This is a genomic window from Microbispora sp. NPDC046933, from assembly GCF_040644635.1.
Taxonomy (GTDB): domain Bacteria; phylum Actinomycetota; class Actinomycetes; order Streptosporangiales; family Streptosporangiaceae; genus Microbispora.
On record NZ_JBEYWW010000025.1, the window covers coordinates 13,510 to 28,744 of the forward strand.

A 15,235-nucleotide genomic window follows, 5' to 3' on the forward strand; every position below is an offset into this window, starting at 1 on the left:
CACTCAGGGCTTCGCATGGTGCAGCTCGGTGATCGTCACGGTCGTGTCGAAGCCGAGCACGGGATCGGGCGCGTCGGACAGCAGGCTCTCGTACAGCGGCCTGTGGCGCGCCGCCTTCCTGGGGGTGCGGCCGTCGTGGCCGTACGACGCGAGCAGGGTGCCCGCCCGTGCGGCGAAGCCGGTGTTCGCGGTGTGGTCGATGACCACCTCCACGTCGGTCTCGCCGAGGGTGAAGGTCGTCCCCTTGCTGCTTTCGCCTGTGAGCCAGCTCGATCGGAGCGAGGCCAGACCGGTCCTGCCGCGAGAGCGGTACTCGCAGGTGGCCCAGGCGCTCGCACCGCCGTCCATCTGGCGGAGCGAGGTCAGCGCGGCCGGCTCGACGAAGCGGGCGAGCATGCTGAGCTGGTTCACCCCCGAGTCCATCCAGCTCGACACGTATGACGCGAACGCCTGCTCGCCCCGCAGGATGTACGGGTCGTAGAAGGCCGAGGTGACCCGGGTGATGGGACCCCACTCGGGATGCCGGGCGATCTGCTCCGCCGCCCAGCGGACCTCGGGTGCGAACGCGAAGTGGTGCGCGGTGAACACCCGGCCGCGGACGTCGGCCTTCCCGTCCAGCTCGCGGAGCCGGGCGAGCGCGGCGAGATCGTGGACGAGCGGCTTTTCCACCAGCACTCTCGCCGAGGACAGCGTCAGCGCCTGCGTCGTCAGATCCTCATGCGTCCGCGTCGGAGTGGCGATCACGATCAGGTCCGGCTGGTGCGTGCCCAGCGCCTCGGCGAGGTCGTGGTAGTGCGCGGGCGTTGTCCCGCGGAACGCGGGCGGCTCCGTGACCTTGGGATCGACGGCGAACTCCGCGACGACCTCGGGCCGCTCGGCGAGCACCTCGAAATGGCTGCGGGCGATGATCCCCAGCCCGACGAACCCGACCCTGACCCGATCATTCATGAAGGGCGTCCTCCTCGCGCCCAACCGTACAGAGGATTACAGAGTCCTCCTCAACTCCTTTTTCGGACGAGCCGCGACGGCGCCTGCCTTGTCGTGGTGTTCGACATCGTCAACCTCGGCCCGAGGGACCTCGGCGCGGAGACCGGCGTCACGAGCGTGACCTTCGACGCCGGGCCTTTCGGGATCGACCACGTGCCCGTACGTTAACTCTCCTCAGACGGCGCGGGCACGGCGGACGGCACGGCGGTGATCGTCTGGGACTGCAACGGGCAGAACAACCAGAAGTGGACCCGCACCCGACGCTGTCCCCGGTCACCCTGGCTGCCAGAGCGCGCTGAGCACTGTTCCTGGTGTGCGGGCGGCAGCGCACAACCTCAAAAGGATGAGCGGCGATCCCACGGCACCCTGGGCGAGCACCGGGCGCCGCGCGCCGAGTGGGTTCGCCGCCTTCGCCGCCCGCAGGGCCGCCCGAAGACGCGCACGCCGCGGACAGGCCGTTCGTGGCCGAGGGGACGACGCCAACGCGCACACCTCGGCTCTCGGACCGGCCGGCCGCACGTTACGCGCGCCGCCGGGCGACTCTTTCGATGATCGTCGCCCCGGTCTCCGACTCCAGTGCCGGGGTGTAGCCGGCGGCACGCAACCGGCTCAGGGTCTCCTCCTCGCCCGCCGCGCTGATCAGCACAGTCGGGGCGATCTTGCGCAGGCCCAGCGTGCGCAGCGCCTGAGAGCGGGCGAGCTCCTCGACGAGCGCTTCGTCGTCGCATCGGATGCAGCACCCCGAGCGCACCACCCGGACCCGCCCGTGCGTACGGGCGGTGTCCTTGATCAGATATTCCAGCGGTTGCGGCAGCGGCGCCTCGGCCACCTCGGCGAGCCGCGCGAGCAGGGCGTGGGCCTCATGCCCCCGATCGAAGGCGCGGCGCACGGTCGAACCGGTGAAGCGCCAGACCACGGCGTGCCCCTCCGACTCGCGATCGGCGACGTCGTCGAGCAACTCGGCGAGCTCCGGGCCGGGCATCCCCCGGACCACGGCCGTCAGGTCGGCCTGGAAGAAGGCGGTGGCCTGCGCGGGCGGGAGCATCGCCGCCAGTGCGGCGGTCAGCGCGGGCTCCGGCGACGTCCACGCCTCGCCACTGAGCAGCAGATCGCGTACGACACGGCCGACGCCGGTGAGGGCGCCCCCGGCGACCAGGCCGAGCGACTCGGCCTCACGTACGACGGCCCCGACCAGATCGTCGTCCGCCCCCGACTCGCCGAAGTGGTGCGGGCGGTGCCAGGCCGCCCGCTCCGTCACGTACGGCAGGCCGGCGGCGGAGACGCCCCTGCCCGGGGGCAGCGCGGCGAGCGCCTCGAAGACGGCGTATCTGATGCCGACCGCGTACGGATCGTCGGCCTCGGTGAGGGCGACCGGCGTCCCGGCCTCCTCCGGCCAGTACGTGTAGACGGCCGCCACAGTAGCCCAGGTGGCGATGATCGTCGCCAGCCGCTCGACGGGGGACCGTTTCAGCCAGTCGTCGTACTCCGCCGTGGGCAGCAGGCTCACGACGGGCTCCGGCAGCTTGCCGCGATGGCCCTTGGGCCGCTGCACGGGCTCGGCGTGCAGGCCGAGCAGTCCGGACTGCATGGCCAGGTCGAGCCAGAACCGCGTGATGTCCTCGGCCACGCCGGCCGATTTGGCGATCCGCTTGGTGTCCCGGACCGCCAGGCCGCCGGCCTTGCGCAGGACGGGAGGCTGGTCGGCGCACGCGGCGAGCACGTGTTCGATCTGGGAGAGCGCGGTGGTGGCCCCGGCCTGCGCCGAACCGTCGGCCCCGACGGCGTCGGGCAGGTCGGCCGGGGGCCGCGGCGGCTCCGGGGCGAACGGGACGCGCAGCTCGCCGAGGGCCGCCACGGCGACCTCGATCGGCACCTCCGCCATGTCGTACGGACCGGCGGGCAGGAGGAGCCCACGCGCGGCCAGCCAGTCGGTGTTCGGGTCGCCGGAACCTCCGGGCCGGAAGGCGTACTTCGGCGCCTGCTGGTAGAAGCCGCCACGCGCCTGATAGGCGTGGGTGAGCACCTGCGATCCGTGCCCGATGATGTCGAGCAGCCACTCCCGGGCGTCCGCGGGGGCCTGCGCGAGCAGGGCCCGCACCCGCTCCTGATCGGTGAGCAGGCCGAGCACGTTCCGCTCCGCGGCCTCCCGTCCCCTGGCCTTCGGGAATCCCAGGGTCTCGGCGATCGCGTGGACCTCGGGAGCGTTGAAGTGGAGCCCGATGAGCTCGGCCGCCGGGCGGCCCAGCCCCGCCTGCTCGGCGAGGTCCGCGTGGACGCCCGTGGACACGATCACCTGGTCGTCGTGCGGCGGAAGCACCAGCGCCGCGTCGGCGAGCGCGTCCAGAGTGGCGGCGGCGTGCGCCCGCAGGACGGGATCGCTCCCGGCCAGCAGGTCGATCACGTCGGCGCGGGGCACGGCCCTTCTGGCCGGGTCTCCGCCATGCCAGAGGTCGAGCAGCGGCCCGTGCCGCTGCGCCGCCAGCCATGCGACGGCCGACAGCGCCTGGTGCTGAGGAAGGGTGCAGAACCGCGCGAGCGAGAGCGCCGCGCGCGGCTGGAGCAGCAGCCGGGCGAGGTCCTGCGGGGTTATCTCGTCGTCGGAGGTGAAACCGACCTGGGCGAGGATCAGCCGCCGGTCCTCCGGCGACTTCTTCGTCTTCAACCATGCCGCCAGGCGCCGCTGGGTGCTCACCACGGCAGCGTATTACGACGGCATACGGCGGCCAGACCGATTGCCGGTGTCACGCCCCGATGCAAGCCGCTGCGTGTGGCACCGGGCGAGGCCGCCGCTTCGACCCCCCGGCTGCGCTTCTCCGCGACGTGGGCCGCGGGACCCGCCGGTGCAGGCGGCACGACCCGTGCGCACCAAGTCCCGCAGGCGGCACGACCCGTGCGCGCCGAGTCCCGCAGGCGGCACGACCCGTGCGCGCCGAGTCCCGCAGGCGGCACGATCCATGCGCGCCGAGTCCGCGGCGCACAGGAGCGGAACCCCGCCTACCCCTCGGGGTCGCTCGCGGCTACCGCCTGTGCTTCGCCGTACATCGCGTCGTGCTGCTTCCGCGGGGCGCAGACGCTCGCTTTGGAGCAGGCGCAGCGGCGGCCGCCCTCGTTGAGGCGGACGATGACCGAGTCGGACGGCACGTTGTGCCCCACCACCGTGCCCGGGCCCTGCGGGGTGTCCACCGCGAGGCCCGTGCGCGGCGCCGATGCCCGGAACTCCTGGTAGAGCGGGTGCTCGTACTTCAGGCAGCACATCAGCCGGCCGCAGGCGCCCGCGATCCTGAGCGGGTTGACCGGCAGGTCCTGGTCCTTGGCCATCCGCACGGAGACCGGCTCGAAGTCCTTGAGGAACGTCGCGCAGCACAGGTCGCGTCCGCAGGGGCCGATGCCGCCCTGGAGTCTGGCCTCGTCACGCGGGCCGATCTGCCGCAGCTCGACCCGGGCCCGCAGGTTGCGGGCCAGGTCGCGCACGAGCGCGCGGAAGTCGACCCGGTGGGGTGCGGAGAAGTACACCGTGTAGACGTTGTCGGCGTCCAGGTAGTCGACGCCGACCACCTTCATCGGCAGCTCATGGCGCTTGATCAGGCGCTTGGACACGCTGCGGGCCTCCGCCCTGCGGCGGCGGTTGGTCTCGTCCCTGGTCAGGTGCTCCTCGGCCGCGATGCCCTGGCAGACGGGCAGGCCCTCGACGTCCTCACTCACGTACTGCGGCGCCCACACGCACTCGGCGACCTCCGGGCCCGAGTCCGTCGGCACGAGGACCTTGTCGCCCACCTTCGGAGAGTGGCCGCCCGGATCGAGGTAGTAGAGCCGTCCGTAGCGAGTGAAGCTCACAGCCATGATCATCCCCAAGAGCCGGCCCTCCTCGGTCCTGTACGGCTGTCGCGCCCCAAAAGCCTCAGGCGTCCGAACCCACCATACGTGCCGTACGGCACCAGCAGTCATCACCTGTGGACAACCTCCGGCGGGCCAGGAGACCCGGCCCGCCGGAGGACGTCCGCCTACCAGGCCGAGCGGTCGAAGAAGGCGCTGCGGAAGACGTCGCCGTAGGTGAACAAGGTCCGGTATCCGGATCCGCCCACCACGCCCACCTCACCGGGCCTGCTCACCAGGATGTTGCGGCCGGTGCCGTCCACGTCGATCCTCTGCGCCACGGTCTTGCCGCTCTCGCCGCGATAGAGGACCTCCACCTGGTGCCCGTCGGAGATGTCGTAGGCGACGAGCTCGTCCACGCTCTCGTTCCTTGCGGCGGAGTCGCCGGCCGCGCTCGTCCCGGCCGTCGCCTGTGCCGCGATCACCCGCGAGCCGTCCGGTGTGATCGCGAGGCCGAGGATCACGGCCGGACCCGTCCCGGAGTCAGCGGCCAGTTTCACCACCCTGGCGTCGTCAAGAGTGCCGGCGCTGGTGGTGTCGAGCACCATGGCGTCCCGGGCGGCCGAGCAGGACCAGGCCACCTTCAGGGGGACGGCCTCGGCGGGGGGACGGGGAGAGGGATCGGCGTCCGGGGAACGGCCGGGCTCCACGCGTACGGACTGCCACACACAGCCCCACTGCTCCGGCACCGGCATCTGGGCCGCCACGGGCGGCTCGGCCCCCGGAACGACAGGTGCGACGGACCGTGGGGGGGCCTCGGTCGGCACCGACGACGGCGAGCCGTCTCCAGGCGCCGCCTCCGCGCTCGTCGCCGGCTGTGCCGACACGAACGGAGGCGGCGACAGCACCGGCACCGAGGACACCGGCGCCTCGGAGACCCCCGTGACCACTCCCGAGCGTCTGCGGAAGAGCACGTAGCGCCCGTCCTCGCTCATCGAGACGTCCTGGAGGGCCCGCGCGTCCGTGGACCTCCAGGTGCGGCTCCGGCCCGTCTCCACGTCCGTCACGACCAGGGACGCGTCCCGGTGGGCCTCGCAGGGGGACAGGCTGTAGGCGAGGGTGGAACCGTCCCCGTCCACGGCGAGCGAGGTGATCCTGGTGCCATCCGGCGGCGTGAAGGAAAGCGCCGCGCGCGAACGGACTTTCCCGTCGTCGTCGAGCGTGAACCGATAGAGGCGGGATCCGCAGCCATCCGTCGCGGTGGCCGCGTAGAAGAGCCTGTTGTCGCGGGCCGCCTGGACCGCCGCGAACTGCTCGCCGCCGGCGGGACGCGGCACCACGGCGGTGACGTGCCCGTCAAGGACGCTTCTGATGGTGATGCCGCCTGCGGCATCGGTGATCTGTGCGAAGAAGGACGGCTCGGCGGCGGGGCCCGCCACCGTGCCGGCGGCCGTGTCCGCGATCCCGCCGCCATGGCGGGCGACGGCCACCCCGCCCGCGACCGCGACCGTCACGGCGGCCGCCGTCGCGACCGGCATCAACCAGGTCCTCACCCGGCCGCCACCCACACCTGTACGGCGGGCCGGGGCTGCGGCCGGGTCGAAGGGCGGGACGGCCTCGACGGTCTCCCCCACCGCGCGGGTGGCGTCCTGCAACCGGCGGATGACGTCGTCGTTCATCGGGTCTCTCCCAGGAGGCGGCCGAGCGCGTCGAGCGCCCGGGAGGTGGTGGACTTGACGGTGCCCCGGCTGATCTTCATGACCCGGGCCGTCTCCTCTTCGGACAGCTCGGCGTAGTAACGCAGGACCAGTGCCTCCCGCTGGCGCCGGGGCAGGCGATGAAGGGCCTCCATGACCTCCCGCCGCTCCACGCCGAGGATCGCGGCCGACTCGGCCGACCAGACGGGCGGGTCGTACGTGCCGGCGAACCAGGACGGCAGCCGCCGCCTGCGCAGCACGGAGCGGGCGTTGTTCAGCACCGCGGCGCGCACGTAGACGAGCGCCTTGTCCCGGTCACGCAGGCCGTCGAAGCGCCGGTGCAGGCCGAGGAACGCCTCTTGCACCACGTCCTCGGCGCTTTCCCGGTCGCCGAGCATGATCAGGGCCAGCCGGGTGAGGCCGAGGGCGTGCTCGGCGTAGAGACCGCTGATCGTGTCGTCGGCGCCCGCCGACAGGGGCGGGACGCTCACGGACCCCCCGGGTTGCTGATCGAGATCGAGCGTTTCGGCCTTCATGTACCAGAGACGCCGTACGCCCGCCGGGGTTGCTTGTGTCCTATGCGGGCGAGCGGAGGGCGAGGGTCATGGCCTCGACCGCGATCTGCGGGTTCACGTTGGCCGCCAGCCGCTCCCGGCACTTCATGATCGCGTCCGTACGGCGGAGCGTCTGCTCGGGAGTGGACGCGCGCGCGACCGCCTCCACCTCGTGCCTGCGGTCCTCGTTGGCCAGCTCGACCGAGGCCCCGAACTGTACGGCAAGCACGTCGCGGTAGAACGCCACGAGTTCGAGCAGCGCGAGGTCGAGGGAGTCGCGCTTGATGCGGGTCGCCCGTGACTTCTGCATGGTCTCGAGCTCCTTGAGCGCCCCCGCGCCGCCCCGCACGAGGCCCTTGTTGAGGCCTTTGCCGGTGGAGCCCTCGCCGTAGACCTTGCGCAGCTCGGCGGTCTCCACCTCGTTCAGCGCGGTCGTGGCCGCGTCGGCGTCCTCGGTGGAGGTCTTCACCAGCCGCTCGGCGGCGGTGATGCACTCCGCCACACCGGTCAGCGACCGGGGGATCGACAGCACGTCGTCGCGCCGGCGCCGCGCCTCCTCGTCCAGCGCGAGCCGCCGCGCCCGGCCGATGTCCCCCTGGGCCGCCCGCGCGGCGTCGAGCGCCACGTCGTGAGGCACCCCGTCGCGGGTCACCAGCACGTTCGCGACCGCCTCGGTGGAGGGCGTGCCCAGCGTCACGACCCGGCAGCGCGAGCGGATCGTGATGATCATGTCGTCCGGAGAGGGCGCGCACAGCAGCCACACGGTCCGCGGCGGCGGCTCCTCGATGGCCTTGAGCAGCGCGTTGGCCGCCGCCTCTGTCACCCGGTCGGCGTCCTCGAACAGCACGATCCGCCAGCGGCCGAGCGTGGGCGCCCCCGCCGCCTTCAGCACGAGTTCACGTGTCTGCCGCACGCTGTACGACAGACCCTCGGGCCGTACGAACGTGACGTCAGGGTGCGAGCCGACCTCGACCTGATGGCAGTCGTCACAGTGGCCGCACCCCTGGTCGGGGCAGAGCAGCGAGGCCGCGAACGCCGTGGCGGCCGCGGACCGCAGGGCCGGCCCAGTGAACAGCCAGGCGTGGGTCATGCCCGCGCCGCGCCCCCCGGCGACGACCTCCGCGGCGGCCGACGCGGCCCGCCGCATCACGTCGATCGCCCGGTCCTGCCCGATCAGATCCCCGAAAACGCTCATGCCGCTACCCGAAGTCGCGGATGGCGGGCATCGTGCCGGTGGCCTCCTCGGCCTCCTGCGGCACCGGGTCGGGCAGGATCTCACGCACCCGGTCCTGGATCAGGCGCGTCACCTCTCGCTGGTCCAGCGTGCCGTCCACCAGGAGGTAGCGGTCGGGGTCGGCCGCCGCCAGCGCCCGGAACTCCCGCCGCACCCGCTCGTGGAACTCCAGCGGCTCGGCCTCGATGCGGTCGGCAGGCGAGGCCATCCGCCGCAGCCCGACCGCGGGCGGCACGTCGATGAGCACGGTCAGGTCGGGGACGAGCCCGCCCGTCGCCCACCTGTTGATCCTCGCGACGTCCTCCGGGTCGAGCGACCGCCCGGCGCCCTGGTAGGCCAGCGACGAGTCCACGTACCTGTCGGAGATCACCGTCGAGCCGCGCTGCAGCGCGGGCCTGATGACCTTCTCCACATGCTCTGCCCGGTCCGCGGCGTACAGCATCGCCTCGGCCCGCGGGGACAGGCCCTGGTGGGCGGCGTCGAGCAGGATCGCCCGCAACCGCATGCCGACCTTGGTCGAGCCCGGCTCGCGGGTCTGCACGACGTCGAAGCCCTGGTCGCGCAGCCAGATCGCGAGCAGCCGCGACTGGGTGGTCTTGCCCGAGCCCTCGCCGCCCTCGAAGGCGATGAACAGCCCGCGCTCGGGGTCCACCTCCTCCGGGACGAACCGCCGCCCGCGCAGGGCGGTCAGCAGGTCGACCGCGATGGGAACCCCCGGACGGTCGTCCATGTGCCGCAGCGCGACCACCCCGACGGCGATCGCCAGCAGCGCGCCCAGGAGCAGCACGAGGTTCGTGCCGTCGAAGCGGTAGCTGATCCCGGCGATTTGGAGGGCGTGCGCGCCGAACAGCGCGGCCAGCGTGGAGGCCACCGCCACGACGAGCAGCAGCACCACCCGGGCCAGCGACTGCAGGAAGGAGAACGTACGGCCGCGCAGCCCGTCCTCCACTTCCAGGCCGATCACCGTGTAGCCGATGATCCAGGCGATGCCGGCGCAGGCGCCCAGCACCACGGTCAGCACGACCACGACGACCAGGTTCTGGATGAGCGAGACGGCGGCCAGCGTCAGCCCCGCGAGCACGATCGACAGCCCGAACAGCCGCCGCCTGGACAGGCCCTTCAGCAGCCGCAGGCCGAAGAACATGCCGAACGCCATGCCGAGGAAGACGGCGCAGAACACGGTGCCGTACCCCGCGTCACCGCCGCCCAGGGCCTGCACGTACGCCTTCGCGACGCCGATGACGGCGCCCCCGGCGGCGAACGCCCCGAGCATGCCGATGATCAGGCCGCGCACGACGCGGTTGCCGCCGACGAACCGCCAGCCCTCGGTGATCTGCCGGAGCACCGAGGGCGTGGACACGTGCCTGATGTGGTTCTTCGGGATGGCCCGCAGCGTGAAGACCATCACGGCGGAGGCGAGGTAGGCCAGCGCGTTGACGTACAGCGCCACGCTGGTGGCCGCGACGTCGAACGACGGGGCGGCCGCAGAGATCGTCGTGACCACTCCCGACACGATCGCGAACAGCGCCGCGGCCACGGGGGCGGTGCCGTACGTGACGAGGAGGTTGAGCTGGTTGGCCTCCTCGAGCCGCTCCTTGGGCACGAGGTTGGGCACGGTGGCGTCCTTGGCGGGCACCCAGAAGAGGTTCACGCACTCGACAAGGAACGTCGCGACGATCACCCACTGGTAGCTGCCGACCAGCGGGATCGACAGCACCACCGCGAACCTGGCGAGGTCGGCGACGACCATCGTCAGCCTGCGGTCGAACCGGTCGGCCACCGCTCCGGCGAGCGGGCCGAGCAGGATCGCGGGGAGCATCTTGGCGACGAAGACGCCGCCGATGGCGAGGCTCTGCGCCTGGAAGCCGGACCGTGCGGTCAGGTTTCCCGCCAGGGCGGTCAGCGCGATGATGTTGAGCCAGTCGCCGAGGCTGCAGGTCGCCATCGCCGTCCAGAGCCTGCGGAACGGCGCGTTCGCCAGCACGTGCGGCTGCTTGCGTCGCGCGGCGGCCCGGCCAGGGGTGCTCATGATGTCAGCGTATCCAGGTGCTCGCTGGGCTTGGGAGACGGACGAGCGGGCCACTGGGGCCTGCCCGTCGCCTGAGGGTATTACGTCCGCCTCGTCCTCGCTGTCGAGATGGCGCCAATGCTTTGCCCGGTTCCACTCGCGAGGGCCCGGCGGGGTCAGGTGCGCAGCTCGATGAGGGTGATCTCGGGCGGGGCGCCCACGCGGACCGGCGGCCCCCAGAAGCCCGCGCCTCGCGTCACGTAGACCTGGGTGTCGCCGCCGCCCGTACGCGGCACGCTCGCCAGCCCCGCGACCACGGGCTGCTGCAGCGGCACGAACAGGTTGATCGGCGCCATCTGCCCGCCGTGGGTGTGCCCGGACAGCTGGAGATCGACGCCGTGCGCGGCGGCCTGCGTCACCTGGACGGGCTGATGGGCCATGAGCACGACGGGCCGGTTCGCGTCGCGGCCCCCGAGGGCCTTGTCGAAGTCCGGGCCGTCGCCCGACGGAACGCCGTTGAGGTCGTTGACGCCCGCGAGATCCAGCACGGCTCCCGCGTGCCGGATCTCGACCCGCTCGTTGCGCAGCGGCCGGACGCCCAGCGAGCGCAGCTCCTCGATCCATTCCTGAGGGCCCGCGGCGGTGTAGTACTCGTGGTTGCCGGTCACGAAATATGCGCCATAGCGGGATTCGAGGGACCTGAGCGGCGCGGCGAGACGACCGAGCTCGGCGACCGTGCCGTCCACCAGGTCGCCCACGATCGTCACCGCGTCGGCCTCCAGGCCGTTGATCATCCGGACGATGCGCTCGGTGTGGCCCCGGCCGGTCAGCGGGCCGAGGTGGATGTCGCTGACGACCGCGATGCGCAGCCCGCTCATCCGGGGGTCGAGCCGGGGCAGGCGGACCGGCACCCGCTCGATCACCGGATCACCGAGGGCCCGGCTCACGCCGTAGCCCACGGTCGCCAGCGCTCCCGCGGCCACGACCGCCGAGGCCGTACGGGAGATGAACAGCCGGCGGTCGATCGCCGGCACGGCCGCCGCGACCCCCTCCGCCACCGGACGGCCGGTCGTGGCCGTGCCGTGCGCGGTGGCGCCTCCCCCGGCCGCCGCGCCGGCGAGGACCACCTCGTCCACAGGCGCCGACTCACCGTCCACGGGCTCGGCCGCCGCTGCGGGCTCGGCCGTACGGCGGCGTCTGGACACGACGAACGTCGCGACCGCCCGGGGCACCTCCATGACCAGGCCGAACACGAACAGGTAGAACATCACGGCCAGCCACAGGTAACCGGGCCAGGCCACGACCCGCTCGACGTCCATGCCGATGCCGAGCCGGCCCCCGAGGAAGGCCACCACCATCACGACGGCCGGGGCCAGAAGCACCCACGTCAGCACCCGGCGCGGACGCGAACCCCGGATCGTCGACGCCCTGACCAGCCGTCGCCACAAATAGAGGTGCACGACGACGACGGCCGTCAGCATCATGGCCACGAACCCCACGACAACTCCCCTCGACCGGCTGGGCGATCAAGGGCCGGCTGACGACGATGCTACGTGCTGCCGGCGACAGGCCCGTCCGTTGTCCACAGCCCGCCGACGGCTGTGGACAACCGCCGGCACTCACGTACGGGCACCGGCGCGGAGCACCGTGCCGGGCCTACGCGAAGGCCCGGCATCCGCCGGGTCAGGACTTCCCGGCGGGCTTCTTCGGGGCGGTCCTGGTCCGGGTCGTGCGCTTGGGGGCGGGCGCCCGCTCCCGCCGCTCGGCCAGCAGCTCCGCCGCCCGCTCCAGCGTGATGTCCTCGACCGTGTCGCCCTTGCGCAGGGACGCGTTGGTCTCGCCGTCGGTGACGTACGGGCCGAAGCGGCCCTCCTTCACCACGATCGGCTTCTTGGAGTTCGGGTCGTCACCCAGCTCACGAAGGGGCGGCGCGGCGGCGGCACGGCCGCGCCCACGGGCCTTCGGCTGCGCGAACAGCTCCTTGGCCTGCTCGATCGTGACCGTCAGCAGGTCCTCCTCCGAGGCCAGCGAGCGCGAGTCGGTGCCCTTCTTGATGTAGGGCCCGAACCTGCCATTCTGCGCGGTCACCTCCTCGCCGTCGATCTCGCCGACGACCCTGGGCAACTGGAGCAGCTTCAGGGCCTGCTCCAGCGTGATCGTGTCGAGGGACATCGTCTTGAACAGCGAGCTGGTCCGCGGCTTGGGCGCGTCGGCCTTCTTCGTCCGCTTCTTGCCGTCGGCCTGCGCCGGCTCCTCGGGCAGGATCTCCGTGACGTACGGGCCGAAACGGCCGTCCTTGGCCACGATCCTCCGGCCGGTCGCCGGGTCGACGCCCAGCTCGCGGTCGCCGCTCGGGCGCGAGAACAGCTCCTCGGCCTTCTCGGCGGTCAGCTCGTCGGGCGCCATGTCCTCGGGGATGTTCACCCGGGCGCCGTCGCGGTCGAGGTACGGCCCGTAGCGGCCGACCCTGATCACGATGTCCGTCCCCTTGATCGGGAACGAGCTGATCTCCTTGGCGTCGATCTCGCCGAGGTCGGTGACCATCTCCTTCAGGCCCTCGTCGCCGTCCCCGCCGCCGAAGTAGAACCGGCGCAGCTCGGGCACCCGCTCGGCGCGGTCGTTGGCGATGTCGTCGAGGACCTTCTCCATCTCGGCCGTGAAGTCGTAGTCGACCAGGTTGCCGAAGTGCTGTTCGAGCAGGTTGACCACGGCGAACGCGAGGAACGACGGCACCAGGGCGGTGCCCTTCTTGAACACGTAGCCCCGGTCGAGGATCGTCCCGATGATCGACGCGTACGTCGACGGCCGCCCGATCTCCCGGTCCTCCAGCTCCTTGACCAGCGACGCCTCTGTGTAGCGCGCGGGCGGCTTGGTCGAGTGCCCGAGCGCGGTCAGCTCGGCCGCGGTGAGCCGGTCGCCCTCGGCCAGCGTGGGCAGGCGCTTCTCCGAGTCGTCCCGGTCGGTCGAGGGGTCGTCCGCACCCTCCACGTACGCCTTGAGGAAGCCGTGGAAGGTGATCGTCCGGCCGGTGGCGCTGAACTCGACACTCACGGGGTCCGGGGTCGTCCCCGGGGGGACACTGCCGCCGGCGCCGGACGTGCCGCCGACCTTGACCGACACGGACTCGCCGACCGCGTCCTTCATCTGGGAGGCGACCGTGCGCTGCCAGATCAGCTCGTACAGCCGGAACATGTCCCCGGACAGGCCGGTCTCGCCCGGCGTGCGGAACTCCTCACCGGACGGCCGGATCGCCTCGTGCGCCTCCTGGGCGTTCTTCACCTTGCTGGTGTAGACGCGCGGCTTGTCCGGCACGTACGCCGAGCCGTACAGCTTGATCGCCTGGCTGCGGGCGGCGGCGACGGCGGTCTCCGACAGCGTGATGCTGTCGGTACGCATGTAGGTGATGTAGCCGTTCTCGTAGAGCCGCTGGGCCACCTGCATCGTGTACTTGGCGGAGAAGCCCAGCTTGCGGCTCGCCTCCTGCTGCAGGGTGGTCGTCCGGAACGGCGCGTACGGCTTGCGCGTGTACGGCTTGCGCTCGACCGAGCGCACCTCGTAGGACACGCCCTCCAGACGGGCGGCGAGGGCTGTCGCGGCGGCCTCGTCGAGGTGGAGGACGTCGGAGCCCTTCAGCCTGCCCGTGGAGGCGAAGTCGCGGCCCTGGGCCACGCGCCTGCCGTTCACACCGGTCAGCGTGGCGGAGAACGTCCGCGGGTCGTCGCCCGCCCGGCCGGTGTCGAACAGCGCCTGCAGGTCCCAGTAGTTCGCGGCGGTGAACGCCATCCGCTCCCGCTCGCGCTCCACCACGAGCCTGGTGGCGACCGACTGGACGCGACCGGCGGAAAGCCTCGGCTTGACCTTCTTCCACAGGACCGGGCTGACCTCGTAGCCGTACAGACGGTCGAGGATGCGCCGGGTCTCCTGGGCGTCGACCAGGCGGAGGTTGAGGTCACGCGGGTTGGAGACCGCGTCCCTGATGGCGTGCGGGGTGATCTCGTGGAACACCATGCGGTGCACGGGAATCTTGGGCTTGAGCACCTCGCGCAGGTGCCAGGCGATGGCCTCGCCCTCCCGGTCCTCGTCGGTCGCGAGGTAGAGCTCGTCGGCTTCCTTGAGAAGCTGCTTGAGCTTGGACACCTGCGATTTCTTGTCCGGGTTCACGACATAGAGCGGCTCGAACTCGTGATCGACGTTCACCCCGAGGCGGGCCCAGGCCTCGCTCTTGTACTTCTCCGGGATGTCATCGGCCTTCTCCGGAAGATCGCGGATGTGGCCGATGCTCGACTCGACGATGTAGCCGCGCCCGAGGTACCCGGCGATCGTCTTCGCCTTCGCGGGCGATTCCACGATCACCAGGCGGGTTCCGCCGGCGTTGCCGTTGTTGGCTGGCACGCTGCTTCCTACCTCGCTGTCCGCTGTCATTCCCCGTGCTGCCGGGCTTCGTGCTTCCCGGCTCAAGACACCCTCGTCGTCCGGGCCGGGGGCGCTTACCCCCTTCGGGCGCCGACGAGGCGCCGCTTTGAAGGTACCTGCCGCCGCACGTTCCTCCCCCTCGGGCTACCCGGTTATGTCCGGGAATGTAACCCGCCTGGCGCTGTTATCCACGGAGACGCAGAATAGAGCCCATCGAGTTCCCTAGCACGCCCCGGAGACCAATGGCTGTGCTCGACTACTCCTATCTGGACCTGTATCTCCCTCGGGACACCCCTCGTGAGGTGGCGAGGCAGATGCTCACGGAGCATGCCGAGCACGGAGATTGGGAGCTGGAGCGGCTACGCCTTTATCCCGACGGCAGCAGGCGCGTCCGGCTGCGTCGGAAGATCATACGTGCCGCCCGGACCATGTGAGCCGCCGGGGCGCGGACGCCACGGTCAAAAGGGCTTTGCCCAAAGTGCTCCGCACGTCTGGCGAAAACACTACCGGGCAAATGGGCTTTGCCCGC

10 protein-coding genes are annotated in these 15,235 nt (G+C 71.7%); 1 reads left to right on the forward strand and 9 read right to left on the reverse strand.

The window, feature by feature from the left end; genetic code table 11:
• Nucleotides 1-3: 3 nt before the first annotated feature.
• The 9 genes from ABZ857_RS29320 to topA all read right to left on the reverse strand — a co-directional run bounded on the left by ABZ857_RS29320 (nucleotide 4) and on the right by topA (nucleotide 14,685).
• Nucleotides 4-948, reverse strand: coding sequence for a Gfo/Idh/MocA family oxidoreductase (locus ABZ857_RS29320; RefSeq protein WP_357048853.1), 945 nt, complete (start codon nucleotides 946-948; stop codon nucleotides 4-6).
• A gap of 559 nt (nucleotides 949-1,507) precedes the next feature.
• Nucleotides 1,508-3,679: a helicase-associated domain-containing protein gene (locus ABZ857_RS29325; protein ID WP_357048856.1), complete on the reverse strand. Its 2,172-nt coding sequence runs from the start codon at nucleotides 3,677-3,679 to the stop codon at nucleotides 1,508-1,510.
• Between the two features lie 302 nt (nucleotides 3,680-3,981).
• Nucleotides 3,982-4,833, reverse strand: coding sequence for a regulatory iron-sulfur-containing complex subunit RicT (ricT, locus tag ABZ857_RS29330; protein ID WP_357049198.1), 852 nt, complete (start codon nucleotides 4,831-4,833; stop codon nucleotides 3,982-3,984).
• Nucleotides 4,834-4,988: 155 nt separating this feature from the next.
• Nucleotides 4,989-6,479 carry a hypothetical protein gene (locus ABZ857_RS29335; RefSeq protein WP_357048859.1) on the reverse strand — a complete coding sequence of 497 codons (1,491 nt, stop codon included), beginning with the start codon at nucleotides 6,477-6,479 and terminating at the stop codon, nucleotides 4,989-4,991.
• A complete protein-coding gene (locus tag ABZ857_RS29340; RefSeq protein ID WP_357048862.1) occupies nucleotides 6,476-6,988 on the reverse strand; it encodes a SigE family RNA polymerase sigma factor in 513 nt (170 codons plus the stop codon). Before ABZ857_RS29340 ends, ABZ857_RS29335 begins: the two co-directional genes overlap by 4 nt.
• A gap of 85 nt (nucleotides 6,989-7,073) precedes the next feature.
• Nucleotides 7,074-8,246 (reverse strand): DNA polymerase III subunit delta', encoded by a 1,173-nt coding sequence (locus ABZ857_RS29345; RefSeq protein ID WP_357048865.1) that lies wholly within the window; start codon nucleotides 8,244-8,246, stop codon nucleotides 7,074-7,076.
• A gap of 4 nt (nucleotides 8,247-8,250) precedes the next feature.
• Nucleotides 8,251-10,314 carry a dTMP kinase gene (tmk, locus tag ABZ857_RS29350; RefSeq protein ID WP_357048868.1) on the reverse strand — a complete coding sequence of 688 codons (2,064 nt, stop codon included), beginning with the start codon at nucleotides 10,312-10,314 and terminating at the stop codon, nucleotides 8,251-8,253.
• Nucleotides 10,315-10,469: 155 nt separating this feature from the next.
• Nucleotides 10,470-11,792, reverse strand: a complete 1,323-nt coding sequence (locus ABZ857_RS29355) for a metallophosphoesterase (RefSeq protein WP_357048871.1) — start codon at nucleotides 11,790-11,792, stop codon at nucleotides 10,470-10,472.
• A 184-nt stretch (nucleotides 11,793-11,976) separates the two neighbouring features.
• A complete protein-coding gene (topA, locus tag ABZ857_RS29360) occupies nucleotides 11,977-14,685 on the reverse strand; it encodes a type I DNA topoisomerase (protein ID WP_357048873.1) in 2,709 nt (902 codons plus the stop codon).
• Nucleotides 14,686-14,954: 269 nt separating this feature from the next.
• Between topA and ABZ857_RS29365 the strand changes: the two genes are divergently transcribed.
• On the forward strand, nucleotides 14,955-15,140 hold the full coding sequence (locus ABZ857_RS29365; RefSeq protein WP_142624889.1) for a DUF5703 family protein: 186 nt from the start codon (nucleotides 14,955-14,957) through the stop codon (nucleotides 15,138-15,140).
• Nucleotides 15,141-15,235: the final 95 nt, after the last annotated feature.

Coding starts and splice junctions, on each gene's coding strand:
- ABZ857_RS29320 (WP_357048853.1), bottom strand. CDS start 948: ATGAATGATCGGGTCAGGGTCGGGTTCGTCGGGCTGGGGATCATCGCC.
- ricT (WP_357049198.1), bottom strand. CDS start 4,833: ATGATCATGGCTGTGAGCTTCACTCGCTACGGACGGCTCTACTACCTC.
- ABZ857_RS29335 (WP_357048859.1), bottom strand. CDS start 6,479: ATGAACGACGACGTCATCCGCCGGTTGCAGGACGCCACCCGCGCGGTG.
- ABZ857_RS29345 (WP_357048865.1), bottom strand. CDS start 8,246: ATGAGCGTTTTCGGGGATCTGATCGGGCAGGACCGGGCGATCGACGTG.
- tmk (WP_357048868.1), bottom strand. CDS start 10,314: ATGAGCACCCCTGGCCGGGCCGCCGCGCGACGCAAGCAGCCGCACGTG.